Here is a 25,993-nt window from a genome sequence, read left to right on the forward strand (position 1 = left end):
AGGCCGTGACCCGCCTGCTCGCCCTCGGCGCCCGCCTCGCGCGGGTACCGGTCGTGGTGAGCCTCGTCCTGCTCGTGGTCCTGCGGCTCGCCGCGGGTGTGGCGTTCGACGCGGGCGACGTCGACCTCTACGAGTTCGGCGTCATCGCGACGAACTGGGTGAACGGCGACGGGTACAGCTGGTTCTCGGTGACCCCCACCGGCGTGGTCGAGGGCTTCGTGCCCGGCGCCGCCTACCTGCCCGGGGCGTTCATGCCTCCCGCCTACGTGGTGGTCGTGGCGGGGGCGACCGTGCTCGCCCGAGCGCTGGCCCTGGGGCCCGAGGGCGTCGTGTGGATCGTGCGGGTGGTCAACACGCTCCTGGCCGCGGCGGGCCTGCTCGGCCTGTTCGTGCTGGTCCGGGCCCTCGCGGGCGCGACCGCGGCCCGCGTCGCCTGTCTCGTCCTCGCGGTGCTCCCGACAGCCGTCTACCTGGCGACGCAGGTCTCGGCGGCCAACCTGTACCTCCCGCTCGAGATCTGGCTGCTCGCCGGCCTGGCCGTCCTCGCCGGCGCCGCGACGTGGCGACGCCTCGTCCTCGTCGCGGTGGGTCTGGGGCTGCTGTGCCTGCTGCGCTCCGAGGCCGTCGTGATCGTCCCGCTCGTCGCGCTCTGGGTGGCCGCGTTCGCGCGACCGCTCGTCACCGACCGGCGGTCGCGCCTGGCCGTGGCGGGCGTGGTCGTCATCGTCGCGGCGGTCCTCCCGGCCACGTGGGCGATCCGGAACACCGCCGTCCTCGGCGAGCCCGTCCTGACGACGGCGACCACGGGCGGGTTCAACCTCTGGATCGGCAACCACCCCGGCGCGTCCGGCTCGCAGAAGGACGCCGACCCCCCGCCGGAGCTCGAGGCGCGCCTCGCGGCCGTCCCGGTGACGCGCGACTACGAGGCCGAGCGGGACGCCGTCTTCCGCGACGCCGCGCTCGACCACATCACGACCGACCCGGTGGGCACGGTGCTGCTCGACGTCCGCAAGCTCGTCGCGCAGGTCACCGTCGACCTGTCCGACCCGCGGAGCACCAACCCGGTGTACCTGGGGAGCTACCTCGTCGTCCTCGTGCTCGGAGTCGGGGGCTGGATCCGCTGGTGGCGGCAGTCGTCGGGAGCGGACGGCCGCGCCCGCACCTGGCTCATCGCGGGCTACGTGGTGACGAGCCTCGCCGTCCCGACGGTGTTCTTCGCGCTGGCCCGCTACCGGCTGCCCCTCGAGGTGGTCCTCGTCGTCGGCACCGCGCTGCTCCTCGCGACGCGTCCGGGGGACGGGGCACCGGCGCCCACGCCGGCCGCGGACCCGTCGAGCGTGCAGAGGAGCTGACCATCGACGGCTCGTCGCGACTCACGCTCCTCGTCGGCCGCATCGGGGGCGTGGCGGGCACGCTCGTCACCGGTCAGCTCGTCCTCGGCCTGACCTACATCGTCGGCGCCCGCAGCATCGACCCCGCGACCCTGGGCCTCATCGCCACGGTCGCGGCGATGGGGCAGATCGCCGCGACGGTGTTCGACGCCGGCTTCATCAACTACTCGGTGCGCGAGACCGCGGCCGCGCGGCAGCCGGTGGCCACGGCGAGGGCGCTGGTGCGGGCCAAGCGGCGCTGGTCGGTGCTGGTGCTGCTGGTGGGGCTCGGCGTGGCTCTCGCCCTCGCCCCCTCGCTCCCGGCCGCGCTGCTCCTGGCGCTCACCGGGCCGGCGATGTGGGAGGCGCAGACCGCGCACGGCCTGCTGCGCGCGGCCGGGAGGTTCTCGAAGGCCTCGCTCGGCCAGCTCGCCGGCCGCGTGTCGGGGCTGGCCGTCGCGCTGGCCCTCGTCCCGCTCGGGGCGGACGAGGTGGGGCTCGCCGCGGCCATCCCGGCCAGCTTCGCGGCCGAGGCCCTGATCGACCGCTGCTTCCTCGGCGCCCCGCCCGAGCGGGCGACCACCGCCCGGGAGCTCGTCGGGCACCACCGTGAGTCCTTCGGCTTCGGGCTCGCCAACCTCGCCTCCCAGGCCCAACAGCTCGACACCCCCCTCGTGACCCTCGGAGCCGGCGCGTTCCAGGGCGGCCTCTACGCCGCGGCCGGACGTCTGCTCGGCCCGCTGCTGTTCCTCGCGACCTCGCTGACCCTGGTCTCCGCCCCGTGGCTCGCCCACGCCGGGGCCGACCCCGCGGCCCTGCGCGTCGAGGAGCGCCGCGTCGTCCGCGTGGGCGCCGTCCTGGCCCTCGCGCCACTGGTCGCGGCCGTCGCCGGCCCGCCGCTCATCCCGCTGCTGCTCGGCGCGGAGTACGCGAGCTCCGGCGCCGTGTTCGCGGTCCTCGCCGTCGGCGCCGCTGTGACGACGCTGAACCAGGCGCCCGCGATCATCGCCCAGAACCGGGGCCACCAGCGCGGCGTCGCGACGGCCATCGGCACCGGCCTGGTCCTCGGCCTCGTCGCGACCCTCGTGCTCTCCGCCCTCGGCGGTGCCGTCTGGGCCGCGGCCGGTTTCCTCCTCAGCCAGGCCGTCATCCTCGTCCTGCTGTGCCTCGTCGTCCGCCGCGCACGCCGGGCGCCCGTCGTCCCTCGGTGAGCACGTGCCCCGTCGTGGGCGAGCGGGCTCCGGGGTGGGGCTCGCCAGATCGATCTCGCGGGAGTGTCAGGAGCGTGGCCGCGTCGACGGCACCCTCGGGAGATCGAGATGGCCACGTCCGGACACCTGCGCGACCTCAGTTCGAGTGGGTCCCGTTCGTCGTGACGGTGCCGTTCGAGGCGGCGGACCTCGGCGACACGATCGGCCCCGGGGTCGGCACGTCGGCATCGGTGCCAGGCGTGCCGTCCCCGGTGCCCTGCCCCGCGCCGTGGGAAGCGCCGTCGGCGCCCGTCGTGGTCGTACCGCGGGTGGCCCGGCGGCGGGGCTTCGCGGCCGGCTTCTCGGCGGCGGTCCCGGGCTCGGTCGGGGTCTCGCCCGTCGCCGGCTCCTCGGCGGGCGCGGTGCGCTTGGCGGAGGTGCGCTTGGCCGGCGTGCGCTTGGGCGGCGCCTCGTCCGTTCCGTCGGCGGTGCTCACCGTCTTCCGCGAGCGCACGCGCACGGTCGGCGGCTCGGAGTCCCAGGCGCCCGCGCCCTCGCCCGCGGGCGTCGACGTGCTCTTCGCCCGGCTGCGCGTCGCGCGCTTCGGCGCCTCCGGCGCCTCCGGCGTCCCCGTGTCCGTCGTGACCGCGGCGGTCGTGCGACGCGGGCGCCTGGGTCGCGCCGGGGCCTCCGCGGGCGCCTCCGCCGGCGCCTCGGTCACCGTCGCGACCGGGGTCGGCTCCGGCTCCACGGGCGCCGGAGCCGCCGGAGCGGGCTCCTTCTCGGGCGCGGGCTGCGACGAGGACGACGAGGACCCCGCCGGCAGCGCGAGCACCGGGCGGCGACCCCCACCGGGGGCATCGCGGACGTCGACGGCCCAGGTCAGCACGGCGCCGAGCACGGTCGCGCCGGCGAGGCCGAGCGCGGACGCGGCGACGTCGATGTCGTCGGGGCGGGTCCTCCCCCGACGGCAGACCAGGACGACGCCGTCGGCGTGGCGGGCGACGTCGACCGCGTCGGCGGCGTCGGTGACCGGCGGGGTGTCGACGAGGACGTGGTCGTAGCGCTCGCGCAGCCGGGCGAGCAGCGGCTCGAGGCGGGTGCCGACGAGCACGTCGCTGGGGCGCGAACCCCGGGCGCCGGCGGTGAGGACGTCGATCCCGCCGCGCGACCAGCGCTGCACGGCGAGGTCGAGGTCGAGGTCGCGCTCGAGGACGTCGCGCAGGCCGGACGGGCCGTCGAGACCGAGGGCGCCGGCGAGGCCCGGGCTGCGCAGGTCGGCCTCGACGAGCACCACCGAGTCGCCGGACGCGGCGATGGCGATGGCGAGGTCGATCGCGGTGGTCGAGGTGCCCTGGTCCGGGCCGGTGCCGGTCAGCACGACGCACCGACGGTCGCCGGCCACCGACCGCAGAGCGGCCCGGGCACGGCGGTAGGACTCGGCGCGGGCGCGCTGGCGGCGGGCCCGGCGACCGCGCGCGCCGACGGGCGGCTCGGAGAGCAGCGCCGGGTGCTTCGGCGGGCGACGCAGACCGGGCACGACCCCGAGCACCGGTGCACCGAGGCGCTCAGCGAGCGTCTCGGGGGTGTCCACCGCGTCGCGCAGCGCGCGTCGTGCCAGCGCCACGCCGACGCCGAGCACGAGACCGACCAGCAGGGCGACGGCGAAGAGGATCGTCGTCCGCGGCCCGGACGGTCCGTCGGGCTGCGTCGGCGGCAGGATCACCTCGGCCGTCGCGATCGGCCGGTTCACCGCCTGGCCCGTCGACTCGATGGTCCCGACCAGCCGGGTGAACGCCGTGGACACTGCCCCGGCGACCAGGCGGGCCTGGTCGGGCGAGCGCTCGGTGACGTCCAGGGTGAGCACGACGGTCTCCGTCACCGAGCTGGCGCTCACGGCCGCCTGGATGTCGTCGGCGTTCGGCGAGCCCCCGAGCAGCAACGACGCGTCGCGCGCGACCCGCGGCCCCTGCAGCAGCTCGGTGTAGGACTTCACGCGCTCGGTCGAGAGCTGCGCCCCCGAGTACGCGTCGGTCGACGACGACTCCTGCGCGGCCGACGACACGTAGAACACCGCCGACGACGTGTAGGTCCGCGGCAGGAACAGGTCGAGCAGGAACGCGCCGAGCAGGCAGAGGACGAGGACGCCGGCGATCAGGCGGCCGTCCTCGCGCAGGACGGTCAAGTACTCGCGCGCGTTCATGGTCGATCTCCTCCGGGAGCCGCGTGGGCTCGGGCCAGTGGTGGGGTGACGGGGTCGGGGTCCGGTGATGACGGCGATGACGGCGATGACGGGACGGACGGGCCGGCCCACCGGCGGTGCCAGCGGGCCAGCAGCGGCGAGCCGGGCGCCGCCCGCTCGGCGTCGGTCAGGCCCTCGGCGGCGCAGGCGACGGCCACCAGCGCGAACGCCCACGTCGAGGCGGCCGCGGGCTGGGAGAGCAGGAGGGTCAGGAACACGACGAGCGCGACCGGCACCGCCCGCCCCAACGGCGCCGCGCCCCGCCCCGGGGCGAGCAGGGGCGGCACGAGGATCGTCAGGGACACCAGCAGGACGAACGGCAGCCCGTTGACCGCGATGTCGGAGACGAGGTTGATGCCGGCCTGCTTCTCGGAGCCGAGGCCGCCGAGCGGCGACTCGGTCAGCGCGCGGATGCCGGCGGCCGCAGCGTCCTGGCGCTCGGCGAGCGACGTCTCGTTGGTCGTCTGCTTCGCGTTGAGGCCCAGGACCGGGGCGGCCACCGCGAGCCACCCGGCGGCGGCGATCGCGACGAGCCCACCGACCTGGCGCACGAACCCCGTCAGCGCGATGCCGCCCCGGGGGCGCAGGAAGAGGTCGAGGGCGAGGACGACGACGAAGACGCCGAACCCCGCGGTGGAGAGCGTGCCGACCAGACCCGCGAGCAGCAGCACCTTGACCCACCGCGCCCGGTAGCCCGCGGCGTCGGCGAGGAACCACGACGCCGCGCAGAACATGGCCATCCAGCCGGACTCGCGCCCGAACCCGTTCAGACGGGGCACGGCCTGCCCGAAGACGTCGAAGGTCGAGTAGGTGATCGTGAAGGGGAAGTACACCGGCTGCGGCTCGTACGTGCCCACGGGGACGGTCCCGATCTGGGCGGCGCCGATGCCCGCCACGGCCCAGATCATCGCGGTGACCACCCAGCCCGCGCAGACCACGACCGTGACGACGACGACGCCCCGGACCACCGCGCGTCGTGCGCGCGGGTCGGCGAGCACCAGGGCGAACGCGACGAGCGAGCCGACCGTCAGCACGACGTCCTGGAACAGACCGTTGATCCGGCCGGGCGCGAACACCATCGCGCCGTGGCCGACCATCCACAGGTAGGCGAGCGCCAGGAACCCGACGAGCACGGGGACGGCCGGTACCGGTCGCGCCGGCACGCGCTCGCGGCGCAGGAGCGCAGCCCCGCCGGCGGCCAGCGCGAGCGCGCAGCCCGCCAGCGCCGCCATCTCGCCGAGGATCCCGGGCCGCAGCAGCGGGAGCGACGCGAGCACCAGGGCGGCCGGGACGATCGCGGGCAGGGTGGGCGCGGTCAGCGAGCCCCAGAGGCCACGTCCGCGCCCTGCCATCACGCTCCCCCCACTCGTGATCGTCGAGATCCCCGCGAACGGTACCGAACGGGTCAACGCGCGCCGCCGAGTGGCGGTCAGGATCTCACTGCGCGTCGCCGACCAGCCGGGAAGCGAAGTCCTGTACCCCGAGCGAGCGACCCGCCTGCCGGGCGGCCTGCACGTAGCGCGCCCGGTCGGCGACCAGCTGCCCGAGGGACGCCGCGACGGCCGCCGGGTCGTCGACGCGGGCGGGCACGCCGCACCCGGTGGCCGCCAGCACCGTCGCGACCCAGCCGCGGTCGGGCCCGAGCACCGGCACCCCGCGCGCGCACGCCTCGGCGACGATGCCGCTCGGGGCGTCGTTGTCGTGCAGCACCGCGGCCACGTCCACCGACCGCAGCGCGGCGTCGAACTCGGCGTCGTCGAGCAGGCGGTCGTCGACGTCGAGGCGGCCCTCCGCACGCAGGCGCGCCACGTCGGGGTCGGTGGCGAGGAAGTCGCGCACGTCGTCCTCGCACCGCCCGGCGAGGACCACGTCGACCTCGGGGCAGTCCGTGGCCGCGCGCACGAGCACCGGCACGTTCTTGCGCGCGCTGATCACGCCGAGGACGCCGACGCGGGCGCGCCCGTTCGTCGTGCGGGGCGGGGTCTCGGCCGGCGGGCTGACCGGGTCGCGCACCGGGGTCACCCCGGGGAAGCCGCGCCGGCGGGTGACGACGCCGAACGCGTCGGTGAGGAACAGGACCCGCACCCCGGGCAGCCGCCGCAGCGCCGCGACGAGCACGGGCTTGAGCGCCATCCCCACCGTTGCGGCCTCGGACCCGCCGGGCAGGGCCGTCCGCATGAGCAGCACGGTGACGCGGGGCCGGCGGGGACGCGCCCGGGTCAGCGACTCGCGCAGCAGCGCCGCGAGCAGGGGGCGGACGGCCTTGTCGCCGTCGGGGACGACGAGGTGCCCGACGCCGCGGGCGGTCGCGGTGACCAGGGCCTCGGTGACGGCGGCGTCGTGGTCGTCGGCGTCCAGCACCACGACGTCGGCCTCGGTGTGCGCGAGGTACTCCGCGAACTCCGGCGACCGGGCGACCCGCCGCGAGACCAGGAGGACACGCTGCGCGACAGGCAGACGCTCCAGGAGCAACCGGACATACTGCAGACGGTGGCCGAGCGGGTCCATCTCGACGATCGCCGTCGCCCGCGAGTGATCCACGCTGCTCCGTTCTCGCACCGGTTGTGTCCCACGGCTACCGTGCGCAGGCAGCATAGGCACGAACCGGGAGCGGGCATGCAGATCGCGTGGTTCACCGACGCGCAGGCCCCCTATCGGGAACCGCTGTTCTCCGAGCTCGCGCGGCGCAGTGACCTGCTCGTCCACTTCCTCTACGCCGAGGAGCCCGAGCGCCACTTCCGCTACCGGCCCCACCCGGGCTACGCCTCCGAGCTGGTGCCCTGCTGGCAGCTGCCGCGCAAGGGGCCGCTGGCGAGCCTCGACTCGTACCAGGCGGTGCTGCGGCCCGGCGCCGCGAAGCGCGTGCTCGACACCGACGTCGTGGTCATCCCGACCTGGGCGCAGCTCGCGAGCGCCTGGACGATGGCGCGGGCGGTGCGCCGCGGCGTCCCGTACGTGATCTTCTCCGAGAGCACGCTGACCAGCCGCCGCTTCACGCGCGGCCCCGTCGACCGGCTGCGCCGCTGGCTGTTCACGCACGCCGGCGCGGTGGTCGTGCCCGGCCCCGCCGCCCGCGACGCGGCGATCACGTCCGGCGTCGCGCCCGAGCGGATCGTCGAGTCGGTCAACAGCGTCGACCTCGAGCTCTTCGGCGAGCGCCCCCGCCGGCTGCGCGAGGAGGCCGGGGTCGGCGACGGCCCGGGGCCGGCGGCGCACCGCTTCGTCTACGTCGGTCAGCTCATCGCGCGCAAGAACGTCGGTGCGCTGATCGACGCCTTCGCCCGCCTCGACGGCGCGCCCGAGCTGGACGTCGTCGGCGACGGGGTCGAGATGCCGGCGCTGCGGGCGCGCGCGCAGGAGCTGGGCGTCGCCGACCGCGTGCGGTTCCGCGGGTTCCTCGACGAGGACGCGGTCGTCGAGGTGCTGGCGACGGCGCAGACGCTCGTGCTGCCGTCGCTGGAAGAGGTCTACGGGTTCACGCCGCTCGAGGCGCGGGTCGCGGGCCTGCAGGTGGTGGTGTCCGACCGCGCCGGGATCGCGGAGAACCTGCGCGGCGTCGACGGCGCGTGGATCGTGGCGCCGGACGTCGACGGGCTGCACGCGGGGCTCGAGAGGTCGCGCCGGGCGTGGACCGGCTGGGCGGCCGACGTGCCCACCGACTCCGCGTCCCCCGAGCGCTCCGCCGACGACGTCCTCGCCGCCGCGAAGATCGCTGTGTGCGCTCCGCGCACGTGAGCACACCTCGGTGCCGGAGCACCGATTTCTGCTCACGAGCGCGCAGCGCACCTCACGACGGGCGGCCGTTGAGGACGTTGCCCTCGACGCGGACCGCCCCGGTGCCGCGCAGCACGAAGGCGTCGTCGGGGGCGTCGAGGTCGGGGCCGTCGACGCGGTTGCCGGTGATCGCGCCCACGGGGACGTCGTCGAAGGCCACCGCGGTGATGCCCGCGGCGCAGCGCATCTCGTTGTCGGCGACGGTGACCTCGGTCGGCGGGTCCAGCGGGCGCCCGCCCGCGGTCAGCCCCTCGCCGCCGGGCAGCCCGCCGACGATCGGGATCGGGCGGGTGTTCATCGTCGCGTCGTGCCGGTTGCCCCGGACCGTGACGCGGCGGGCGCCGGCGATCACCTGGACGTGCGCGAACTCGGTGAGCCCGCACGCGGTGAACGTGTTGTCCTCGACGAGCACGTCGGTGGAGAAGTCCTCGACGTGCACGGCCTCCATCCGGTAGCGCTCCACCGTGCAGCCGCGAATCGCGACGTCGGCGCAGTGGGCGACGCCGACCGCGAAGCCGGGGGCGTCGTGGTCGCGGAACGTGCAGCGCTCGACGCGCACGTCGCGGAACGAGCCCGACGGGCTGTTGAACTCGAGGTCGGTGTCGGCGTTGCGCACGAACGTGCAGCCCCGGACGGCGACGCCCTGGGTGACCGCGCGGGACGGGTTGGCCTGGTAGAGCCCGTAGGTCGTCGTGGCGACGCTCGAGTCGGTCAGCGCGAGGTCGGAGCTGGTCCCGTCCGCGGTGCCGACCTGCACGCCGTGCGCGAACCGCGTCAGCGCGTCGGTGTGCCCGAGCAGCACCGAGCGCGACAGCCGGAAGCCGTCGACCTGACCCAGCCGCACCAGCACGGTGTCGACGTCGACGAGGCGCTCGACGACGAGCCCGTCGAGGGTCACCCCGGGCGCGTCGACGAGCAGGCCGACGAGCTCGGCGCGCGTGCCCGGCGCGGGCTCGGGGAGCAGGAACGAGCGCCCCGGCTCGCCGGCCACGATGACGCCCGCCGGCACCCGCAGGGGCTCGTCCAGCGCGAGGCGGTACCGGCCGGCGGGGACGGCGAGGGTGCGTGGCCCGCCCGGGGTGGCGACGCCCTGCAGCGCCCGGCGGAAGGCCGGGGCGTCGTCGGCGCGCCCGTCGCCCCGCGCGCCCAGCGCCCGCACGTCGGCCACCGGGCCCTCGCGCAGCGGGGCGCCCGCGGGCGTGGGGACGTCGGCGGGGATGCCGGGCACCAGGGGCACCGGCGCGGCGCTCGCGCACGCGGCCGGCGCGGCCACGACGGCCAGCCCCGTCGCCCCGGCGAGGCGCAACGCGCCCCGGCGCGACCAGGCCCGGCCCGCGTCGATCACCCGCGCAGTATGCCGCCGCGGACCGTCCGGCGACGGCGCGACACCGGATCGGCGACCGGCGTAACACCGGCGCCCCGTCCCGGCGACAGAGCCGTCAGACGTTCCGGGAGCGCGGAGGTTGCCTGCGATGACCATCATCTTCACGGCGGTGGCGGGTGCGACGGCGGGAGCCGCCGCATGGCTGATCGCGCCCTGGGCCAGCATGGCCGTCCACGGCACGGTCGACGAGCGCCAGTGGAGCACCCGGCGCTGACGTCGGGTCACCGGTCGCCTCTTCACGTTCCGGTCTCTTTCCCCCCGCTGACCCCGGACCACCTCCAGGATGGCCACACCACGTCACACGTGGCGGCTTCCGGGGGGATGCCGGCGAGGGAGCGGGCATGGCCACAAGAGCAGTCGTCCTCGGCATCGCGGGCGCCGCGATCGCCGGGTGGATCGTGACGCCCGTCGTCGACCTGGCCCGCCGCGGCACGCTCGACGACCGCACCGTCCGCGCCTGGCGCGGCGAGGGCCGTCCGCGCCGGCGCCCCGCCGTCCCCTGCGCCCCCGTCCCGGACCCGCGGAGGCCGGACGAGCCGTCACGCCCCGTCGACGAGCCGACCGGCGCTCCCTGACCTGTCCCCCGGACGGCCCACGTCGTTCGGGCGGGTGAGTGTCTCTGGTGTCGCTAACGGCGGAGGCCCCGCGCGCGAGAAGCAGGCACGAGCCGGCGACGAGGCCGACCGTCGACCCCGGGGGGACTCCGATGGCCAAGCACGAGGCGCCGCGCGACGGCACCCCCCGCAGCGTCGGGATCATCCGCCCGGTCGCCCTGACCGCCGAGGACTACCTCCGCTCGCGGGCCTCGACGACCACGGCCGTGATCACGGCGGCGCCGCCGCCCGGGCGGCACTCGCGGGCGTGAGCGGTCACCGCGCCGGGATCACGCCGGCTGGACGGTGCCCGCGTGCAGGGGTCCCTCGTCGTTGACCGCGAGCAGCAGGGGCACCGGTCCGCTGGTGTCGATGCGGCAGACCGCGGCGTCGAGCAGGTACATCCGCCACGCGATCTCGATGCCGACGCCGAGCGCCCAGCTGATCGCCGCCTTGATCGGCGAGACGTGGCTGACCACGACGACCTCGCCGCGCGCCGCCTCGTCCGCCAGCTCCGTGCACGCCGCCGCGACGCGCGCCCGCACCGCCGCGAGGGACTCGCCGCCCGCGGGGACGTGGTCGGGGTCGGCCTGCCAGGTGCGCCAGGCCTCGCCGTCGAGCGCGGTCATGGGCTGGCCGTCGAGGTCGCCGTAGTCCATCTCGGTCCAGCGCGGGTCGATCTCCACCGGCACGTCCGCGCCGAGCAGCGCCGCCGTCTCGCGCGCCCGGGCCAGGGGGCTCGAGAGCAGCCGCGTGGGCCGCGGCAGCCCCGAGGCGAGCGCCCGGGCCTGGCGCCGCCCGGTGTCGGTCAGCGGCGGATCGGACCGCCCGCACATCAGCCCACGGGCGTTGGCTGCACTCTGACCGTGGCGGACGAGGGTGAGCACGTCCGCCACGGTAGTGCCGCAGCGGTGAGCACCCGGTGCGCATTCGGACGACCGAGGGCGTCCGCGAGCAGGACGAGCGCGCCGGGCAGGCAGGAGATCAGGGCGAGCACCCCGTAGACGACGGCCGTCGCGAGGCCCTGGCCCGGGTCGAGGCCGACCGCGGCGAAGGCGAGCGCCGCCGCGGCCTCGCGGGGACCCCAGCCGCCGACGGTCAGCGGCACCGTCATCGCCAGCAGCGCGACGGTGACCAGCGGCAGCAGCTGCCCGAGCGGGGCGGTGACGCCGGCGACGCGCGCGGCGAGCACGAACATCGCGAGCAGGCCACCGAGTGCCACCAGCGACAGGGCGACGACGGCCGGGCCCGTGCGGCGCGTGGTCAGGCCCTCGCGCAGGTCGCGGAGACCGGCGAGCAGACCGACCCGCCAGCGGGCGGCGCGGCGGGCCATCGCCAGCCAGGTGCCCGCCGCGGCGAGGACCAGCAGCAGCGCGCCCCCGGCGACCAGGGCCCCGGGCCCGACCAGCGCCGCGCGCAACGACGGCTGCGCGAGCAGCACGACCGCGCCGACCACGGCCACCACGGCCTGGCCCGCGACGCGCTCGAGCACCACGGCGCGGGCGCCGCGGGCGTCGCCGGGGCGGTGGTGGCGCACGGCGCGGTGCACGTCGCCGAGCACGCCGGCGGGCAGCAGGGAGTTGAGCAGCATCGCGCGGTAGGCGTCGGTGGTGGCCGCGCGCAGTGACAACGTCAGCCCGACCCCGCGCGCGACGACGCACCAGCGGGCCGCGCCGGCGACGGTGACGACGGCGCCGAGGACCAGGGCGGCGAGGACGGCGGGCGCGGTGATGCCGGCCAGCGCGTCCACGACCCCGTCCGCGCCGAGGCGGGCGACGAGCAGGACGGGCAGGCCGACGCCGACGAGCAGGCGGACGACGGCGCCGAGGGAGATCTTGGTGGGGGCCTGCGGTCTCTCGGTGGTCTCGGGGCTGGTGCGGGGAGCGGGGATGTCGGGGAGCGACACGGAGGAGTCCAGTGGGGAGCTGGGGAGCGTTCCGGACAGATCGGGGGTCGGGGTTCTCGGGGTTCAGGGCAGGGCGAGGAGGTCGAGGTGGCCGACGGTGACGCGCAGGCGCCCCTGCTCGGCGGCCTCGAGGCGGCGGTCGAGGTAGGCATCGGCGTGGCGCGCGAGGTCGGGGTCCTGCGCGACGGCCGCCGCCACCCAGCCGAGGAGCCAGGCGACCGCGAGATCGACGTCGTCGAGCCCGAGCTGCCACGGGCTCGCACGGGAGCGGACGTGCGCGCCGCGGCGGGTGAACGCGGCCTCGGCGGCGGCCGCGGCGGTGGGGCCGAGGAGGTGCCGCCCGCCGACGGGGCGCTGCTGGTGGGCGTCGAACGCGGCGCCGAAGGCGAGGTCGCGGGGCTCCGAGGGCTCGAGGCGCACCTGGCCGACCACCGAGAGCGTCAGCAGCGCCGCGCACCCCGCGCCGACGCAGGCCGCGGCGATCGCGTCGACCTCGTCGGCGGTGAGCACGTCGAGCAGCGCGGAGGCGGTGACGAGGTCGACGTCGGCGAGGTCGTCGGCGGTCAGCGCCGCGATGTCGAGCACGCGGGTCTCGGCGGTGACCGGCGACCCGTCACGGGCCGTGGCGGGCAGGCGCGTGCGGGCGTGGGCGAGCAGGTCGGTGTCGCGGTCGACGAGCACCCAGTGCTGGGGGCCGGGCATCCGCGACGCGAGCCAGCGCGCCATCGCGCCCGTGCCGGCGCCGAGGTCGAGGATCCGGCCCGGCGCGGGGTGGCCGGCGCGCAGGTCCTCGACGAGGTCGATCGCCCGCGCCTCGGCGTCGGCGGGCTCGCGCAGGGCGAGCCAGTCGGGGGCCGCCGGGGCGCCGGGACGCGCGTGGTCCGGGCGCTCGCTCAGCCCGGTGAGGGGTCCGCGAGGAGGGTCGCCAGCACCTGGGCCACCCGTCGCGACGTCTGCGTCCACGGGAGAAGCCTGCAACGCCGAGATATCGCTGAGATCCGTCGCCCGTTGCGGTGTGCCGGCTCGGCGAACCAGCGGTCCAGGCTTGCGACGAGTGCCGGTACGTCCTCAGCGGGCGTTAAGACTCCGCCGTTCGCCAACGTCTCCGGCAGCCCTCCGGCGGAACTCGCCAGCACCGGGATGCCCCGTGCGAGGGCTTCGGTCACCACCATGCCGTAGGTCTCGGTGCGCGAGGGCGCGACGAGCAGGTCGGTGGCGCGCCAGATCGCGGCGAGGTCGGCGCCGTGGCGGGGTCCGTGGAGGTGGACGCGGCCGGCCAGGCCGTCGCGCGCGATCGCGGTGCGCAGGGCGGCGACGAAGGCGGGGTCGCGGTCGGTGGGGCCGACGAGGTCGAGGGTCCAGGAGTGGTGCGGCAGCGCGGCGAGCGCGTCGACGAGCAGGTCCTGGCCCTTGGTGGGCGTGACGGCGCCGAGGCAGAGCAGGCGGTGCGCGCCGTCGGTGCCGGGGGCGAGCGGGGCGGGGTCGACGCCGGGCGGGGCGACGATGGCGTCGACGCCGTGTTTTTCGCGGAGCCGTCCTGCGGCCCACGGGCTGGTGACGAGGACGGCGTGGGCCGCGCGCAGGACCTCGCCCTCGCGGGCGTCGAGGTCGGGCGACTCCTCCCCGAGCGGCAGGTGCACGAGCACGGCGAGGCGTCGCCGCGCGGCGTGGGGGACGACGACCTCCGGCACCCCGCACGCCACGAGGCCGTCGAGGAGGACGGGGCCGTCGGTCTTGCCGAGGGCGGCGTCGAGGCGGGCGCGGGCGGCGTCGTCGGGGCGGGGCCAGGCGCCGGGCAGGGGGTGCTCGTGGACGGTCCAGCCCTCGGCGCGCAGGCCGTCGAGCACCCGGCGGTCGTAGACGTTGCCGCCGCTGACCAGGGCGGGGTCGTCGACGTCGGCGGGGAGCACCGCGTGGAGGACGGGCACTCGAGCACCTTGTCGCAGCGAACGGCGTGTTCGCTGCTTCTACGCGTACGAACTCCCCGTTCGCTCGATCGGGTGGCGGGGGCGTGGGGGTCGGGAGGTGGCGGGCACGCCCGGTGTGCCCCGCCAACCCCGACCTCGAGGAGGGGCACCCTCATGACTGCTCACCGCACCGGCCGCCACCGCTCCCCCGCGCGCGCCGCCCGCGTCGTCCGCACCGCCCTCTGGCCCGTCGGCGTCGCCTCGGCGGCCACGCTGGCCGCCGCCCCGCTCGCCGCCGCCGCGCCCGCCGCGGACGCGCCCCCGTGCGACAGCACCGCCGACGTCTGCGTCGACCTCTCCGAGCAGCAGGCCTGGCTCACCGACGACGGCCGGGCGACCAGCGCGCCGATGGACATCCACTCCGGCTCGCGGGAGGACCCGACACCGACCGGCACGTTCACGGTGCAGCGCAAGGAGCGCCACCACGTCAGCAAGGAGAGCGGCAACGCGCCGATGCCCTACTCCGTGTTCTTCGACGACGAGGGCCGCGCGTTCCACAGCGGCGACACGACCCGCGCGTCCCACGGCTGCGTCCGGCTCGAGCGCGACGACGCCCGCGACGTGTTCGCCGCCCTGGAGCCGGGCGACGAGGTACAGATCGTGCGGTGAGCGTTGGCGCTGCGCGCTCGTGCGCGCTTGTCCGTGCCCTGGCACGGACAACCGCTCACGAGAGCGTCAGCTCAAAGCTCGCCGACGCCGCGTGGGACTCGTGCAGGGTCACCGAGATGCCGGCGAGCTCCCGTCCGCCGTCGCCGAGTCGGCCGTCGCGGGCGCGGGCGGCGAGGCGCTCGGCGATCACCTTGGCCAGGAACTCGGTGGTCGTGTTGGTGCCCGCGAACTCCGGGTGCTCGTCGAGGTTGCGGTAGTTGAGGTCCTCGAGGGCGGTGTGCAGCTCCTCGGTGGCCCGCCCGATGTCGACGACGATGTTGTCGGCGTCCAGCTCGGCGCGGCGGAACGCGGCGTCGACGACGAACGTCGCGCCGTGCAGGGCCTGCGCCGGGCCGAACACCTCCCCGGCGAAGCTGTGGGCGATCATGATGTGGTCGCGGACGGTGACGGCGAACATGCGCCCATCGTCGCGGGCCCGGCTCAGAGCAGCACGGTCAGGACCGCCACGACCATGCCCAGCGCCAGCACCAGCAGGAACAGCAGCAGGTCGTCGAGCAGCCGGCGCTGCCACGTGCCGGTCGGCGCGGTCGGAGCCGGCACGGACGCGGGCCGGCGGACGGGTCGACGGACGCGGCTCGGGCCGGCCAGCCAGGACGTGGTCACGGACACGGTGATCTCCCCGACGAGGAACGCCGGAGGGTGACGTCGCACTCCTCCGAACTGGTGCTCACCGGCCCAGGAAACGCGCGCTGGTGACCGCGTGCAACATCCGTGTCGAAAAACGGAGTCCGGTTGGGCCGAATAGGTGACGAGCGGCGCGGGTCACCCGCAGCCGCAGGAACCGCCGCAGCAGCCGCCTCCGCCGCCCCCACCGCCGCCGGGCCGGGGCGCCATGGACCGCGGCGTGCCCGTCGGCTGGGCCGTGCGCGCCTTCCCGCCCAGCCCGACCGTGTTGAGCATCTTCACGGTGTCGTCGTGCCCATCGGGGCAGTCGGCCGGGTCGCTGGCGGCACTCATCGGCCGGTCGACCTCGAACGTCGACGCGCAGGTTCGGCAACGGAACTCGTAGCGCGGCATGGACCGCAGCCTAGGGGGGTGCGCTCCGCGCACGTGAGCACCAATTGGTGCTCCAGCACCGAGAAGTGCTCACGTGCGCGCAGCGCACCTCAGTACGAGACCCGCACCCCCAGGCCCGGGCGCTCGCCCGCCGACAGGGCCGCGAGGACGTCGGGCAGCTCGTCGAACGCGCAGGTGTCGGTGACCAGCGCGTCGAAGCGGGGGTCGGCCAGCAGGCGCAGGGCGAGCGCGAGGCGGTCGCGCAGGCTCCACCGGGGCCGGCGGGCCGGGGCGACCTGGCCCACCTGGCTGGCGCGGATCGTCAGGCGCCGGGAGTGGAAGGCCTCGCCCAGCGGCACCCGGGGCGCGCGCTCGCCGTACCAGGACATCTCGACGACCTCGCCCTCGTCGCCCAGCAGCTCCAGCGACCGCGCGAGCCCGGCCTCGGACGCGCTGGCGTGCAGGACGAGGTCGCACTCCCCCGCCGCCGCGTCCGGTGTCGCGAACCCCACGCCCAGCGCGTCGGCCACCGCGCGGCGGGCGGGGTCGACGTCGACCAGCTCCACGCGCACGCCCGGGAACGTCGCCAGCACCCCCGCCACCGACGCGCCGACCATGCCGGCGCCGACGACGGCGACGCGGTCGCCCACCCGGGGCGCGGCGTCCCACAGCGCGTTGACCGCGGTCTCGACGGTGCCGGCCAGCACCGCCCGCTCGGGCGGCACGCCGTTGGGCACCTCGACCACCATCGACGCCGGCACCACGAACCGGTCCTGGTGCGGGTGCAGGCAGAACACGGTGCGCCCGGCGCCGGGGCCCTCCTCGACGACGCCGACCGCCAGGTAGCCGTAGACGACGGGGCCGGGGAAGTCGCCGGCCTGGAACGGCGCCCGCATGCGGTCGTACTGGCTCACGGGCACCTCGCCGCGGAACACCAGCGTCTCGGTCCCCCGGCTGATCGCGGAGTGCCGGGTGCGCACGACGACGTCGTCGGGACCCGGGTCGGGCAGCGGCACCTCGACGATCCCCGCCCGCCCCGGCGCCTCGATCCGGAACGCCCGCGCCGTGCCCGCCATCGCCCACCCTCCTGACACCACGGTCATCCGCGGGCGGTCATGCTGGCACGCGTGACGCGTCCGTCCCCGACCCTCGTCGCCGAGCTCACCGCCGGCGCCCTCGGGAGCGTGGTGCTCCTCGCGGCGCTGGCCCTCGGGGTCGGGCTGGGTCCCGTCGGGCTGGTCGCGGGGGCGACGGCGGCCGCGGCGCTGGTCGCGGTGCTGCTCGGCAGCGGCGTCGACCGGCTCGGTCCCGCGGGACGGGTGACGCTCGCCCGCGGGGTGCTCATCGCCGGAGTGACGGCGCTGGTGGCCGACCCGGTGTCGGTGCCCGTGCTCGTCGTCTGCGCCGCCGTGGCGCTGGCGCTCGACGGCGTCGACGGAGCCGTCGCCCGGCGGCGGGACGTGGCCTCGGCGTTCGGCGCACGGTTCGACATGGAGCTCGACGCGGTCCTGGTGCTCGTGCTGTCGGTGCACGTCGCGGGCCTGCTCGACAGCAGCTGGGTGCTGCTGATCGGGCTCGCGCGCTACCTGTTCGTCGCCGCCGGCGCGGTGCTGCCGTGGCTGCGCGGGGAGCTGGCGCCGCGGTTCTCGAGCAAGGTCGTCGCGGCGACGCAGGGCGTCGTGCTCGTCGTCATCGCCTCCCAACTCCTGCCCGGAGTGCTCGCCCGCGTGCTGGTGGCGCTCGCCCTCGCCGCGCTCGCGTGGTCGTTCGGCCGCGACGTCGTGCGGCTGTGGCGGGCCGCCGACGAGCACCCCGTGCGCTTCCGCCCGGCGCTCGCCGCCGTCGTCACCCTGGCCGCCGCGGTGCTCGTGCTCGTCGCGCTGCTGACCCCCGGCGACTTCGCGCTCCTGAACCGGCTGACCTGGCTGCGCGTGCCGCTCGAGGTGGTCGTCGGCCTCGCCGTCGCGGCGGTGCTCCCGGCGCGGCTGCGGCGGTGGGCGGCGTGGGTCGGCGGGATCGTGCTCGGGCTGGTGCTGGTGCTGACCCTGTTCGACCTCGGGTTCTCGGTGTCGCTCGCCCGCCCGTTCGACCCGGCGCGCGACACGGTGCTGCTCGGCAACGCCTACGACTTCGTCGCCGAGACCTCCGGGCCCGCGGTCGGCGTCGTCGTCGCGGTGCTGGTGGCGGTGCTCGCGGTGGTGCTGGTGGTGGCGACGGGCGGGGCGGTCGCGCGGCTGGCACGGATCGCCGGGACGCGGCGCTCGGCGAGCCTGCGGCTGGTCGCGGTGCTCGCCGTCGCGTGGGCCGTGGCGTGGGCGGGGTCGGCGCAGCTCGTGCCGACGGTGCCGCTGGCGTCGCGGGACACCTCGATCCGCACGGTCGAGCGCGCCGAGGCGGTCGGGGCCGGGGTGCGCGACCAGGCGGCGTTCGAGGCCGAGGCGTCGGTCGACGCGTACCGCGACGTGCCCGGCGACCGGCTGCTCACCGCGCTGCGCGGCCACGACGTCGTGGTCGCGGTGGTCGAGAGCTACGGGATGTCCGCGCTGCAGGACCCGGCGATGTCCGGTCCGGTGCGCGCGGTGCTCGACGACGGCGAGCGCCGCCTCGGGGCCGTCGGGTACGGGGCGCGCACGGGCGTGCTGACCTCGCCGGTCGCCGGCGGCGGCAGCTGGCTCGCGCACGCAACGCTGCTGTCGGGCCTGTGGATCGACGGCGAGCAGCGCCACCGCGACCTCGTCAGCTCCGACCGCCGGACCCTGACCAGCGCGTTCCACGACGCCGGCTGGCGCGCCGTCGCCGTCGCGCCCGGGACGACGCAGGCGTGGCCCGAGGGCTCGTTCTTCGGCTACGACCGCACCTACGGCAGCGCCGACCTGGGCTACGCCGGCCCCCGCTACAGCTGGTCGACGATGCCCGACCAGTACGCGCTGACGGCGTTCGACCGCCTGGAGCGCGGCCCGGGCGCGCCGCCGACGGTGGCCGAGATCGCGCTGACCTCCAGCCACGCGCCGTGGACCCCGCGCCCGCGCACGGTGCCGTGGGAGGCGGTGGGCGACGGATCGGTGTTCGCGCCGACCGACGACCCCCAGCAGTCGTTCGAGTCGATCTTCACGACGCCGCCGGACCAGGTCCGCGACGACTACCGGGCGTCGATCGAGTACTCGCTGGCGACGCTCGTGGCGTGGACCGAGCGCCAGGCCGTGCTCAACCCGGCGCGCGCGCCGGTGCTCGTCGTGCTCGGCGACCACCAGCCCTATCCGATGATCACCGGGCCGGGGGCGAGCCGGGACGTGCCGATCTCGATCGTCAGCCGCGACCCCGCGGTGCTCGCGCGGATCGGGGGGTGGGGCTGGTCGGACGGGCTGACGCCCGACCCCGGGGCGCCGGTGTGGCGGATGGACGCCTTCCGGGACCGGTTCCTCGATGCGTACGGGCCGCGGCCGTGACGGATCAGCCCACGGTCTCGGTGCCGAACCCGCCCTCGGCGTAGGTGATGACCGCGCCCTCCTCGGCCTGGGACAGCAGGCGGGCGAGGGCGTCGCGGCACCGGCCGGCATCCTCGGCGTCGTCGAGCTGACCCGTCACGTCGATGTTGTCGTGGCGGTGGGTCTCGATGGTGACCATGAAGCCGCCGTTGGGGTGCGGGAGCGTCTTGACCGCGACCACTTCCGACGTGCGGTACCAGTCACCGTCCGCGGCACGGATCCAGCTGGGCTTGGCCATGCCGCTGATCGTGCCCTGCCGGGACGGTGATCGTCACGCGTCGGCGGTCTCCATCGTCTCCGCCGTCGCGGGCCGGCGCCAGGCCGCGGACAGCAGGCCGCTGGGGTCGCGGGGCATCGGGCGCGGGGCGACGACCGGGCGCACGGCGATCTCCGTGGCCGCCGTCGCCAGCTGCCCGGGCTCGACGCCGAGCGCCGCGAGCATCTCGGCCGCCTGGCCCCACGGGCGGGCGAGCAGCGTGGTGAGCAGGCCCCCGCCGGTGACGTGACCGCTGTCCGCGGCCGCCTCGAGGACCTCGGCGACGGAGGTGTCGGCCACGGGGTCGTGGTCCCCGCACGGCTCCACGGGCTCCGAGATCGACGACGACGCGATCAGCGTCATCGCGGCGCCGGCGGTGCGGGCGGTGACGCCGACCGCGGCGAGCAGGCCCGCCTCGGGCCCCTCGGCGCGCACGAGCCCGAGCAGCAGGTGCCCGGTGCCGAAGCGCGCGTGGTCGCGCTCGTCGGCCTCCCGCCAGGCGAGCGCGACGACCTGCTCGGCGTCGGGGGCGACCGTCGGCGCGAGAGGGGTGTCGGCGGCGGGGTCGTCGTCGGCCTGCTCGTCGTCAACGACCGGGTCGTCGACGGCGCGGGCGACCGGGACCTCGCGGGCGAGGTCGAGGTCCTGCTGCAGTTCGCGCAGCGCCTCGGCGAGCGCGTCGTGGATGGGCGTGGTTGTCCCCATGACCCGAATTCTCTAGCGGGTTCACTCTCCGTACGCGAACCACGGCTGATCGGGCCGTGCACGTCCGGGGCTCGTGGCGCACGAGTGGTCATCCGTCGAGGTCACGACCGGGCAGGCCGCGCCGGGGCCGGGACGGGCGTGGGGGAACGACCTAACGCTGGGTGACCACGACGGCCGCATCGCGCCGCCGAGTGCACGTCTGGCGGAACCAGTGACGACACGCCGGGCCGGGGCTTCCCGGAGTGCTCCCGGCGTGGGATGCGGCGTCGCCGTCACCCCGGCTGGTCGGGGTCGCGCTGGTGGACGTCGTGGTCGTAGTACGCCAGCACCCCGCGGGCGCCGTGAGCGGCGAAGGCGGCGGTGGGGTCGGCCGGTTCGGCGGGAACGCCGGCGAGGAGGTCGCGCAGGTGGCGGTCGACGAGCGTGTCGAGGGCCCGCCAGCGCCCCACCGCCGCGGCCACGCCGTCCGGGGCGTCGTCGCCGAACGCCCGCTCCGCGGCGGCCACCGCGTCGGCGAGGGCGGTGCGCACGGCGGGGTCGACGCCCTCGAGGTCGTCCGCGGCGTCGAGCACCAGGCGCGCGGCCCAGAGCACCTCGTCGACGTGGTTCCCCAGCCAGCGCCGCTGGCGGTGCACCCCGCCGAGCCCCGACCACCGCTGGCGCGCCGCCTGCCGCGAGCGCCCGGTGACCCCGCCGAGGTCGGCCAGGCTCGCCCCGAGCCACACCGCCGCCTCCGCCCGGCCCGCCACCGCCTCCGCCGCCGCGGCGCGCACGTCGACCTCGACCGTCAGGGCCGCCCGCAGCTCCGCCATCGCGCGCCGCCGGGCGTCCCGCTCGCCCGGGCGGTCGTCCGCCTTGGCGCCCGGGTCGGCGACCTCGACGCGATCCGCCGCTTCGACGACGGCCTCCTCCACTGACAACCCCAGGTTCACACCGCCAGCATCGCATCGATGTCAACCCGAGGTTCACAGCAGCCGATCGTTCCCGAGCGGGCGCAGAACGTGATCGTGGTCACCGCCGCGGACCCGCGCTAGTCTCAGCGGGTGAGTCGGGAGGGGCGCCCACTCACGCTCAGCGATCACGTGGGGGAACGACGATGCCGAGCACGATCACCGCGCCACCGCGGGCCACGACGAGCCGAGTCCTCCAGGACCTCGCGGACCTGCCGACGCTGCGCGGCATGACGCCCGCCGAGGCCCGCGCCGCGCAGGTGCTGGGCATGGCGTGGGACCCGGCCGCGATCGTCGAGCTGGCCATCGCCTGGGTCGGCGCCGGCCTCGACGGCCCGCTGCTGGTCGACCTCGCCGGGCGCGACTGGGACGACCCCGCGCTGCCCGTGCTCTTCGACCTCGTGCTCGACGAGCTGGGCGGCCACCGGCCGGCGGCGAGCACAGCACGCCGCCGCGTCGCCGCCTATCTCGCCCGCCGGAGCCTCACGTCCTGCCCGACGTGCCGCACCGGGCCCGCCATCCCGGCGCCCCGCACGCCGAACTGACCCGCGTCAGCCACCGGCGTCGAGCGCTGCTCGGCGCGGCTGCCCGCGGCCATCGTCGTGCGCGGCCGGCGGTCTCGACACCTGCAGATGCTTCCGTTTCCGAAGCATCCGCAGACACGAGGTCGACCGCCGCCCCCGGATGCGTCGGACCTGGCTCGGCCTCGACACCTGCAGATGCTTCGGTTTCCGAAGCATCTCTCAGCTCCCGACGAAGCCCGTCCGCGGGCCCTCGTCGTGCACCCGCACCATCACGACCGCGTCGGTGCGCACGGCGGTGCCGTCGCCGAGGTCCAGGGTCGGGTGCGACTCGCGGGCCTCGAGGTGCGCGACGATGCGCGCCTGCAGGGACGTCGCGACGTCGTCGTCGAGGTTCAGGGCGGTGTGCTCGTGGCCGCTGCGCAGCGCCACGTACAGGCTCGAGCTCATGGCCCCAGCCTGGCCCGCCCCGCTCGGTGGTGTGGCCGTGTTCGCCCAGGGCAGGATGTCCGGGACCGCGCGTCCCGAGTAGTGGTCCGATCAGAGCAGTGACCCGTTAGGGTGACCGCCGTGCCGTGGGCGGAGTGGAGCGACCCGCTCCGGGCCCGGCGGTGGTGGATCGCCGCCGTGGTGGGCCTGGCGGTGCTGGTCGCCGCTCTGCTCCTGGTCCTGCGCTCGCCCACCTTCACCGCGACGGCCACCGCGGTCGTCGCCGTGCCGTCCGTCGCCGGGCGGCCGGGCCCCTCGCCGGGCCAGGTGGCGCGCAGCGCCGTCGGGCTCGCGGCGACCCCGTCGGTCCGCTCCGCCGCCGCCGACGCCGCCGCGGTGCCGGCCGGGCGCGCCGGCGACGTCGCGGTGAGCGCCTCCGACGGCGGCATCGTCGCCGTCGTCGCCGACGGCCCGTCACCGCCCGAGGCGTCGCGGCTGGCCGGGGCCACGGCGACGGCGGTCGGCGAAGCCCTCGCGCGCCTCGACGACGAGGCGCTGCGGGCCGAGCTCGCGCCGCTCGAGGCCCAGCTCGCCGACGTCACCGCGACCCTGCGCGCCACCCCGTTCGGCGACCCCGTCCGCGGCGCGCTCGAGCAGCGCTACGCCGCGCTCGCCGACACGATCGCCGACCGCACCGCCGCCCCGTCCCCGCGCCTGCTGCCCGACGGCGAGCCGGTCGTCACCACCGCCCGGTCGCCGCTGGCCGAGGCCCTGCTGGCCGCGCTCGCCGTGCTGGTGCTCGCCGTGGTCGGCGGGCTGGTCGCCCGGGGGCTGGGCGGCGAGCACCGGGGCCGGGCGCGGCGCGACCGGACCCTCGCGCTGGCCCGGGTCGAGGGCCCGCACGCCGTGCTGCACCCCGGCGACGACGTCCCCGCCGTGCTCACCCGGCTCTACGCCGACGTCGTGCGCGGACGCGGCGCGGTGCTCGTCCTCCAGCTCGCCCGCCCGGGCGCCCGCGACCTCGGGCGCGACCTCGTCGAGGCGGCCCGCATCGTCGGCGACGACCTGCCCCACCACGACCTGACCGCCGGGCCCGCCGCCGCCCGCGAGGACCCGACCGCGCCGCGGGTCGTGTCGCTGCGCCGCCCGCGGGCGGACGACACCGCGCGCGCCCTCGTGCACCGCGACGGCGTGCGCGCCGCCCTCGTCGCCGTCGACACCCGCCGGGCGGTGCCGGCCCGGCTCGCCGACGCCGTGTCCGTGCTCGACGGGCTCGCCGTCGAGGTCCGGGGCGTCGTCGTCTGGCGGGGACGGTTCCCCCGGGGCCAGACTCCCCCGATCCCCCCGATGGGTGATGCCCGCGACGGCGTCACCACCCGCACGGCCGATCGTCCCACCAGCACCGGCACCCCCACCGCCCGGTGACGACCCCCCACCCCAGCCGTCGAGGAGCTCCCCGTGCCCCCCGAGCAGGACCCGCCCACCGGACCCGTCCTCCCGCCCGCGGAGGGGCCGACCGAGCTGGTGCCCGCGCACGGCACCGCCCCGGCGCGCCCGCGACGACGGCGGGCCTGGGTGTGGGTCGCCGTGGCCGCGGTGGTGCTCGCGGTGGCGTCGGGGACAGTGGCGCTCGGGGTCCGGTCGGCCACCGCCGACACGGCCACCGGGATGCTGCGCCTCGCGCACCTCTCCCCCGCCACGCCCGCGGTCGACATGTACGTGTCGGGCCCGGATCTCCCGCAGACCCTCGTCGCGCCCGGCGTCGCCTACCGGGCCGCGTCGCCGTACCTGACGCAGCCGGCCGGCACGTACACGATCACCGCGCGCCCGGCCGGGGCCGCGGCCGACAGCCCGCCGGCGATCCAGGTGTCGGTCGAGGTGCCCGGCGGCACGGCGCAGACCGCCGCCTTCGTCGACTCGCCCAGCAGCGGGCGCCCCGAGCTCCAGGTGCTCGATGACCAGACCGCGCCCGCCGCCACCGGGAACGCGCAGGTCCGCGTGGTGCAGGGCGCGAACGGCGTCGGCGCGCTCGACGTCGACCTCACCGGCGGCCCGCCACTGGCCCGCGACCTGTTCTACGGCTCCACCACCCCGTACGCGACGGTGCCCGCGCGCGAGTGGGAGATCGACGTCCGCTCGCGGCTGGGCTCGACGAACGAGACGACGGTGACGCTGCCCGACACGGGCGTGACCACGCTGATCGTCACCCGCGAGGCCGACGGCCAGCTCGCCGTCGAGGCCGTCCCCGACGCCGCGACAGTCGCGGGCGTCCCCACCCCGGGGACCACGCCGACGACCGCGCCGCCGACGCCGACCCCGCGCGCGACGCCGGACCCGGAGACGCCGCTGCCCGCCGCGCCGCGCGTGCCGCCGGTGCCACGCGGGGGCACCGGCGCCGGCCTCGGCGGCCTGGCGTCGCCGTCCGTGCTCGGGTCGATCGGCGCGTGGTTCGGGGGCCTGTTCTCCGACGACCCGGAGGCCCCGCCGGCCCCGCGCATGCCGCTGGCCGCCGCGACCGCGCCCGTCCCGGACGGCCTGCGGCCCACGGCGATGTCGATCCCGTCGATCGGGCTGGCCGCGCTGAACCTCGCCGACCTGCGCATCGACTACCGCGGCGCGCTGCAGGTGCCCACCGACTTCGGGCAGGTCGGCTGGTACACCGCGAGCGCGGTGCCCGGCGACCCCGGTCCCGCGGTGTTCGCCGGCCACGTCGACACCCGGCGCGGGCCCGCGGTGTTCGCCCAGCTCGACCGGCTGCGTCCCGGCGACCTCGTCGAGGTGCCGCGCTCCGACGGCGGCACCGCGCGCTTCGCGGTCGACAGCGTCGAGTACTTCCCGAAGGACAGCATGCCCAGCGACCGGGTCTACGGCCCGTCGACGACGCCCCAGCTGCGCCTGCTGACGTGTGGCGGACCGTTCGACGAGGGCACGCTGTCGTACCAGGACAACGTCGTCGTCTTCGCGTCGGCGCGCTGAGCTCCGCACGCGGGAGGAGAGGATCGCCGTGGACGGCATCGAGGTGCTCGTGGACGCCTTCGGGCGCGCGCGGAGCGACGTGACGCGCGCGCTCGACGGGCTCACCGCCGGCCAGCTGAACTGGCGCCCGGACGCCGAGGCGAACCACGTCGCGTGGCTCGTCTGGCACCTCACGCGGGTGCAGGACGACCACGTCGCCGACCTGGCCGGCACCGAGCAGGTCTACACCGCCGACGGGTGGGCGCGGCGTTTCGACCTGCCCCTCGACGACGCCTCCATCGGCTACGGCCACACGAGCGAGCAGGTGGCGGCGGTGCGCGTCGACGACCCGGCGCTGCTGGCCGGGTACCACGACGCGGTGCACGAGCGCACCGTCGCCTACCTGCGCACGCTCGCCGACGCCGACCTCGACGAGGTCATCGACGACGCCTGGGACCCTCCGGTGACGCGCGGGGTGCGGCTGATCAGCGTCGTCGACGACGACATCCAGCACGCGGGCCAGGCCGCCTACCTCGCCGGGCTGGCGCGGCGCCGGGGCTGACGCCGCCGGCGGGGGCGCTCGTCCGTCGGTACCGCGCAC

The 25,993-nt window shown here is 76.6% G+C and carries 28 protein-coding genes; 12 read left to right on the top strand and 16 right to left on the bottom strand.

The window, feature by feature from the left end:
- The first annotated feature begins 5 nt into the window (after positions 1-5).
- Together ACQPX6_RS25485 and ACQPX6_RS25490 are read left to right on the top strand one after the other, a co-directional pair.
- Positions 6-1,352, top strand: a complete 1,347-nt coding sequence (locus ACQPX6_RS25485) for a hypothetical protein (protein ID WP_433783412.1) — start codon at positions 6-8, stop codon at positions 1,350-1,352.
- Between the two features lie 50 nt (positions 1,353-1,402).
- A complete protein-coding gene (locus tag ACQPX6_RS25490; protein ID WP_433783413.1) occupies positions 1,403-2,581 on the top strand; it encodes a lipopolysaccharide biosynthesis protein in 1,179 nt (392 codons plus the stop codon).
- 136 nt (positions 2,582-2,717) lie between these two features.
- Here ACQPX6_RS25490 and ACQPX6_RS25495 read toward each other — a convergent pair whose 3' ends face one another.
- From ACQPX6_RS25495 to ACQPX6_RS25505, 3 genes are all read right to left on the bottom strand, one after another.
- Positions 2,718-4,763 (bottom strand): Wzz/FepE/Etk N-terminal domain-containing protein, encoded by a 2,046-nt coding sequence (locus ACQPX6_RS25495; protein WP_433783414.1) that lies wholly within the window; start codon positions 4,761-4,763, stop codon positions 2,718-2,720.
- On the bottom strand, positions 4,760-6,154 hold the full coding sequence (locus tag ACQPX6_RS25500) for a hypothetical protein (RefSeq protein ID WP_433783416.1): 1,395 nt from the start codon (positions 6,152-6,154) through the stop codon (positions 4,760-4,762). The genes ACQPX6_RS25495 and ACQPX6_RS25500 overlap by 4 nt, the downstream gene beginning before the upstream one ends.
- A gap of 85 nt (positions 6,155-6,239) precedes the next feature.
- A complete protein-coding gene (locus ACQPX6_RS25505; RefSeq protein ID WP_433783417.1) occupies positions 6,240-7,343 on the bottom strand; it encodes a hypothetical protein in 1,104 nt (367 codons plus the stop codon).
- A 75-nt stretch (positions 7,344-7,418) separates the two neighbouring features.
- Here ACQPX6_RS25505 and ACQPX6_RS25510 point away from each other — a divergent pair, with 75 nt between their 5' ends.
- Positions 7,419-8,537 (top strand): glycosyltransferase, encoded by a 1,119-nt coding sequence (locus tag ACQPX6_RS25510; protein ID WP_433783419.1) that lies wholly within the window; start codon positions 7,419-7,421, stop codon positions 8,535-8,537.
- 52 nt (positions 8,538-8,589) lie between these two features.
- On the opposite strand, the gene ACQPX6_RS25515 is transcribed toward ACQPX6_RS25510, so the two are convergent.
- The gene (locus ACQPX6_RS25515) at positions 8,590-9,921 is read right to left on the bottom strand and encodes a right-handed parallel beta-helix repeat-containing protein (RefSeq protein ID WP_433783420.1); all 1,332 of its coding nucleotides are present in this window, start codon (positions 9,919-9,921) and stop codon (positions 8,590-8,592) included.
- Positions 9,922-10,048: 127 nt separating this feature from the next.
- On the opposite strand from ACQPX6_RS25515, the gene ACQPX6_RS25520 reads away from it, so the two are divergent.
- From ACQPX6_RS25520 to ACQPX6_RS25530, 3 genes are all read left to right on the top strand, one after another.
- Positions 10,049-10,174 (top strand): hypothetical protein, encoded by a 126-nt coding sequence (locus tag ACQPX6_RS25520; protein ID WP_433783421.1) that lies wholly within the window; start codon positions 10,049-10,051, stop codon positions 10,172-10,174.
- A 127-nt stretch (positions 10,175-10,301) separates the two neighbouring features.
- Entirely contained in the window at positions 10,302-10,535 is a 234-nt protein-coding gene (locus ACQPX6_RS25525) for a hypothetical protein (RefSeq protein ID WP_433783422.1), read from the top strand.
- A 131-nt stretch (positions 10,536-10,666) separates the two neighbouring features.
- Positions 10,667-10,825 (top strand): hypothetical protein, encoded by a 159-nt coding sequence (locus tag ACQPX6_RS25530; RefSeq protein ID WP_433783423.1) that lies wholly within the window; start codon positions 10,667-10,669, stop codon positions 10,823-10,825.
- 18 nt (positions 10,826-10,843) lie between these two features.
- Here the strand turns inward: ACQPX6_RS25530 and ACQPX6_RS25535 are convergent, their stop codons facing one another.
- The 4 genes from ACQPX6_RS25535 to ACQPX6_RS25550 form a co-directional block, all read right to left on the bottom strand.
- Entirely contained in the window at positions 10,844-11,440 is a 597-nt protein-coding gene (locus ACQPX6_RS25535) for a histidine phosphatase family protein (protein WP_433783424.1), read from the bottom strand.
- Complete coding sequence (locus tag ACQPX6_RS25540) at positions 11,389-12,459, bottom strand: lysylphosphatidylglycerol synthase transmembrane domain-containing protein (RefSeq protein ID WP_433783425.1); 1,071 nt, start codon at positions 12,457-12,459, stop codon at positions 11,389-11,391. The genes ACQPX6_RS25535 and ACQPX6_RS25540 overlap by 52 nt, the downstream gene beginning before the upstream one ends.
- A gap of 63 nt (positions 12,460-12,522) precedes the next feature.
- On the bottom strand, positions 12,523-13,422 hold the full coding sequence (locus ACQPX6_RS25545) for a class I SAM-dependent methyltransferase (protein WP_433783427.1): 900 nt from the start codon (positions 13,420-13,422) through the stop codon (positions 12,523-12,525).
- The gene (locus ACQPX6_RS25550; protein ID WP_433783428.1) at positions 13,353-14,387 is read right to left on the bottom strand and encodes a glycosyltransferase family 4 protein; all 1,035 of its coding nucleotides are present in this window, start codon (positions 14,385-14,387) and stop codon (positions 13,353-13,355) included. The genes ACQPX6_RS25545 and ACQPX6_RS25550 overlap by 70 nt, the downstream gene beginning before the upstream one ends.
- A gap of 153 nt (positions 14,388-14,540) precedes the next feature.
- On the opposite strand from ACQPX6_RS25550, the gene ACQPX6_RS25555 reads away from it, so the two are divergent.
- Entirely contained in the window at positions 14,541-15,035 is a 495-nt protein-coding gene (locus tag ACQPX6_RS25555) for a L,D-transpeptidase (RefSeq protein ID WP_433783429.1), read from the top strand.
- Positions 15,036-15,090: 55 nt separating this feature from the next.
- On the opposite strand, the gene ACQPX6_RS25560 is transcribed toward ACQPX6_RS25555, so the two are convergent.
- The 4 genes from ACQPX6_RS25560 to ACQPX6_RS25575 all read right to left on the bottom strand — a co-directional run bounded on the left by ACQPX6_RS25560 (position 15,091) and on the right by ACQPX6_RS25575 (position 17,167).
- Positions 15,091-15,492 carry a 6-pyruvoyl trahydropterin synthase family protein gene (locus tag ACQPX6_RS25560; protein WP_433783430.1) on the bottom strand — a complete coding sequence of 134 codons (402 nt, stop codon included), beginning with the start codon at positions 15,490-15,492 and terminating at the stop codon, positions 15,091-15,093.
- 23 nt (positions 15,493-15,515) lie between these two features.
- Positions 15,516-15,704, bottom strand: coding sequence for a hypothetical protein (locus ACQPX6_RS25565; RefSeq protein ID WP_433783431.1), 189 nt, complete (start codon positions 15,702-15,704; stop codon positions 15,516-15,518).
- Between the two features lie 153 nt (positions 15,705-15,857).
- Positions 15,858-16,112: an FmdB family zinc ribbon protein gene (locus tag ACQPX6_RS25570; protein ID WP_433783433.1), complete on the bottom strand. Its 255-nt coding sequence runs from the start codon at positions 16,110-16,112 to the stop codon at positions 15,858-15,860.
- Between the two features lie 89 nt (positions 16,113-16,201).
- The gene (locus ACQPX6_RS25575) at positions 16,202-17,167 is read right to left on the bottom strand and encodes a zinc-dependent alcohol dehydrogenase (protein ID WP_433783435.1); all 966 of its coding nucleotides are present in this window, start codon (positions 17,165-17,167) and stop codon (positions 16,202-16,204) included.
- A gap of 51 nt (positions 17,168-17,218) precedes the next feature.
- Between ACQPX6_RS25575 and ACQPX6_RS25580 the strand changes: the two genes are divergently transcribed.
- Complete coding sequence (locus tag ACQPX6_RS25580; protein ID WP_433783437.1) at positions 17,219-19,537, top strand: CDP-alcohol phosphatidyltransferase family protein; 2,319 nt, start codon at positions 17,219-17,221, stop codon at positions 19,535-19,537.
- A 4-nt stretch (positions 19,538-19,541) separates the two neighbouring features.
- Here ACQPX6_RS25580 and ACQPX6_RS25585 read toward each other — a convergent pair whose 3' ends face one another.
- The 3 genes from ACQPX6_RS25585 to ACQPX6_RS25595 form a co-directional block, all read right to left on the bottom strand.
- Positions 19,542-19,814, bottom strand: coding sequence for a hypothetical protein (locus ACQPX6_RS25585; protein WP_433783438.1), 273 nt, complete (start codon positions 19,812-19,814; stop codon positions 19,542-19,544).
- 33 nt (positions 19,815-19,847) lie between these two features.
- Complete coding sequence (locus ACQPX6_RS25590) at positions 19,848-20,537, bottom strand: Clp protease N-terminal domain-containing protein (protein ID WP_433783440.1); 690 nt, start codon at positions 20,535-20,537, stop codon at positions 19,848-19,850.
- Between the two features lie 272 nt (positions 20,538-20,809).
- Positions 20,810-21,469, bottom strand: coding sequence for a hypothetical protein (locus tag ACQPX6_RS25595; RefSeq protein WP_433783442.1), 660 nt, complete (start codon positions 21,467-21,469; stop codon positions 20,810-20,812).
- A gap of 164 nt (positions 21,470-21,633) precedes the next feature.
- Between ACQPX6_RS25595 and ACQPX6_RS25600 the strand changes: the two genes are divergently transcribed.
- Entirely contained in the window at positions 21,634-22,032 is a 399-nt protein-coding gene (locus tag ACQPX6_RS25600) for a hypothetical protein (protein WP_433783443.1), read from the top strand.
- A 198-nt stretch (positions 22,033-22,230) separates the two neighbouring features.
- On the opposite strand, the gene ACQPX6_RS25605 is transcribed toward ACQPX6_RS25600, so the two are convergent.
- Positions 22,231-22,458: a hypothetical protein gene (locus tag ACQPX6_RS25605; RefSeq protein WP_433783445.1), complete on the bottom strand. Its 228-nt coding sequence runs from the start codon at positions 22,456-22,458 to the stop codon at positions 22,231-22,233.
- Positions 22,459-22,578: 120 nt separating this feature from the next.
- On the opposite strand from ACQPX6_RS25605, the gene ACQPX6_RS25610 reads away from it, so the two are divergent.
- From ACQPX6_RS25610 to ACQPX6_RS25620, 3 genes are read left to right on the top strand one after another with little or no spacing between them, the layout of a single operon-like run.
- The gene (locus ACQPX6_RS25610; RefSeq protein ID WP_433783446.1) at positions 22,579-23,862 is read left to right on the top strand and encodes a hypothetical protein; all 1,284 of its coding nucleotides are present in this window, start codon (positions 22,579-22,581) and stop codon (positions 23,860-23,862) included.
- Between the two features lie 33 nt (positions 23,863-23,895).
- Positions 23,896-25,413, top strand: coding sequence for a class F sortase (locus ACQPX6_RS25615; protein WP_433783448.1), 1,518 nt, complete (start codon positions 23,896-23,898; stop codon positions 25,411-25,413).
- Between the two features lie 28 nt (positions 25,414-25,441).
- On the top strand, positions 25,442-25,954 hold the full coding sequence (locus ACQPX6_RS25620) for a mycothiol transferase (protein WP_433783450.1): 513 nt from the start codon (positions 25,442-25,444) through the stop codon (positions 25,952-25,954).
- The last annotated feature ends 39 nt before the right edge of the window (positions 25,955-25,993 follow it).

Source organism: Actinomycetospora sp. CA-101289 (assembly GCF_050955895.1).
Classification (GTDB): domain Bacteria; phylum Actinomycetota; class Actinomycetes; order Mycobacteriales; family Pseudonocardiaceae; genus Actinomycetospora.

What these genes read in the sequence shown, in the direction of transcription:
- ACQPX6_RS25495 (WP_433783414.1), bottom strand. Translation starts at nt 4,763, where the DNA reads ATGAACGCGCGCGAGTACTTGACCGTCCTGCGCGAGGACGGCCGCCTG.
- ACQPX6_RS25500 (WP_433783416.1), bottom strand. Translation starts at nt 6,154, where the DNA reads ATGGCAGGGCGCGGACGTGGCCTCTGGGGCTCGCTGACCGCGCCCACC.
- ACQPX6_RS25510 (WP_433783419.1), top strand. Translation starts at nt 7,419, where the DNA reads ATGCAGATCGCGTGGTTCACCGACGCGCAGGCCCCCTATCGGGAACCG.
- ACQPX6_RS25520 (WP_433783421.1), top strand. Translation starts at nt 10,049, where the DNA reads ATGACCATCATCTTCACGGCGGTGGCGGGTGCGACGGCGGGAGCCGCC.
- ACQPX6_RS25525 (WP_433783422.1), top strand. Translation starts at nt 10,302, where the DNA reads ATGGCCACAAGAGCAGTCGTCCTCGGCATCGCGGGCGCCGCGATCGCC.
- ACQPX6_RS25530 (WP_433783423.1), top strand. Translation starts at nt 10,667, where the DNA reads ATGGCCAAGCACGAGGCGCCGCGCGACGGCACCCCCCGCAGCGTCGGG.
- ACQPX6_RS25555 (WP_433783429.1), top strand. Translation starts at nt 14,541, where the DNA reads ATGACTGCTCACCGCACCGGCCGCCACCGCTCCCCCGCGCGCGCCGCC.
- ACQPX6_RS25560 (WP_433783430.1), bottom strand. Translation starts at nt 15,492, where the DNA reads ATGTTCGCCGTCACCGTCCGCGACCACATCATGATCGCCCACAGCTTC.
- ACQPX6_RS25570 (WP_433783433.1), bottom strand. Translation starts at nt 16,112, where the DNA reads ATGCCGCGCTACGAGTTCCGTTGCCGAACCTGCGCGTCGACGTTCGAG.
- ACQPX6_RS25575 (WP_433783435.1), bottom strand. Translation starts at nt 17,167, where the DNA reads ATGGCGGGCACGGCGCGGGCGTTCCGGATCGAGGCGCCGGGGCGGGCG.
- ACQPX6_RS25585 (WP_433783438.1), bottom strand. Translation starts at nt 19,814, where the DNA reads ATGGCCAAGCCCAGCTGGATCCGTGCCGCGGACGGTGACTGGTACCGC.
- ACQPX6_RS25590 (WP_433783440.1), bottom strand. Translation starts at nt 20,537, where the DNA reads ATGGGGACAACCACGCCCATCCACGACGCGCTCGCCGAGGCGCTGCGC.
- ACQPX6_RS25600 (WP_433783443.1), top strand. Translation starts at nt 21,634, where the DNA reads ATGCCGAGCACGATCACCGCGCCACCGCGGGCCACGACGAGCCGAGTC.
- ACQPX6_RS25605 (WP_433783445.1), bottom strand. Translation starts at nt 22,458, where the DNA reads ATGAGCTCGAGCCTGTACGTGGCGCTGCGCAGCGGCCACGAGCACACC.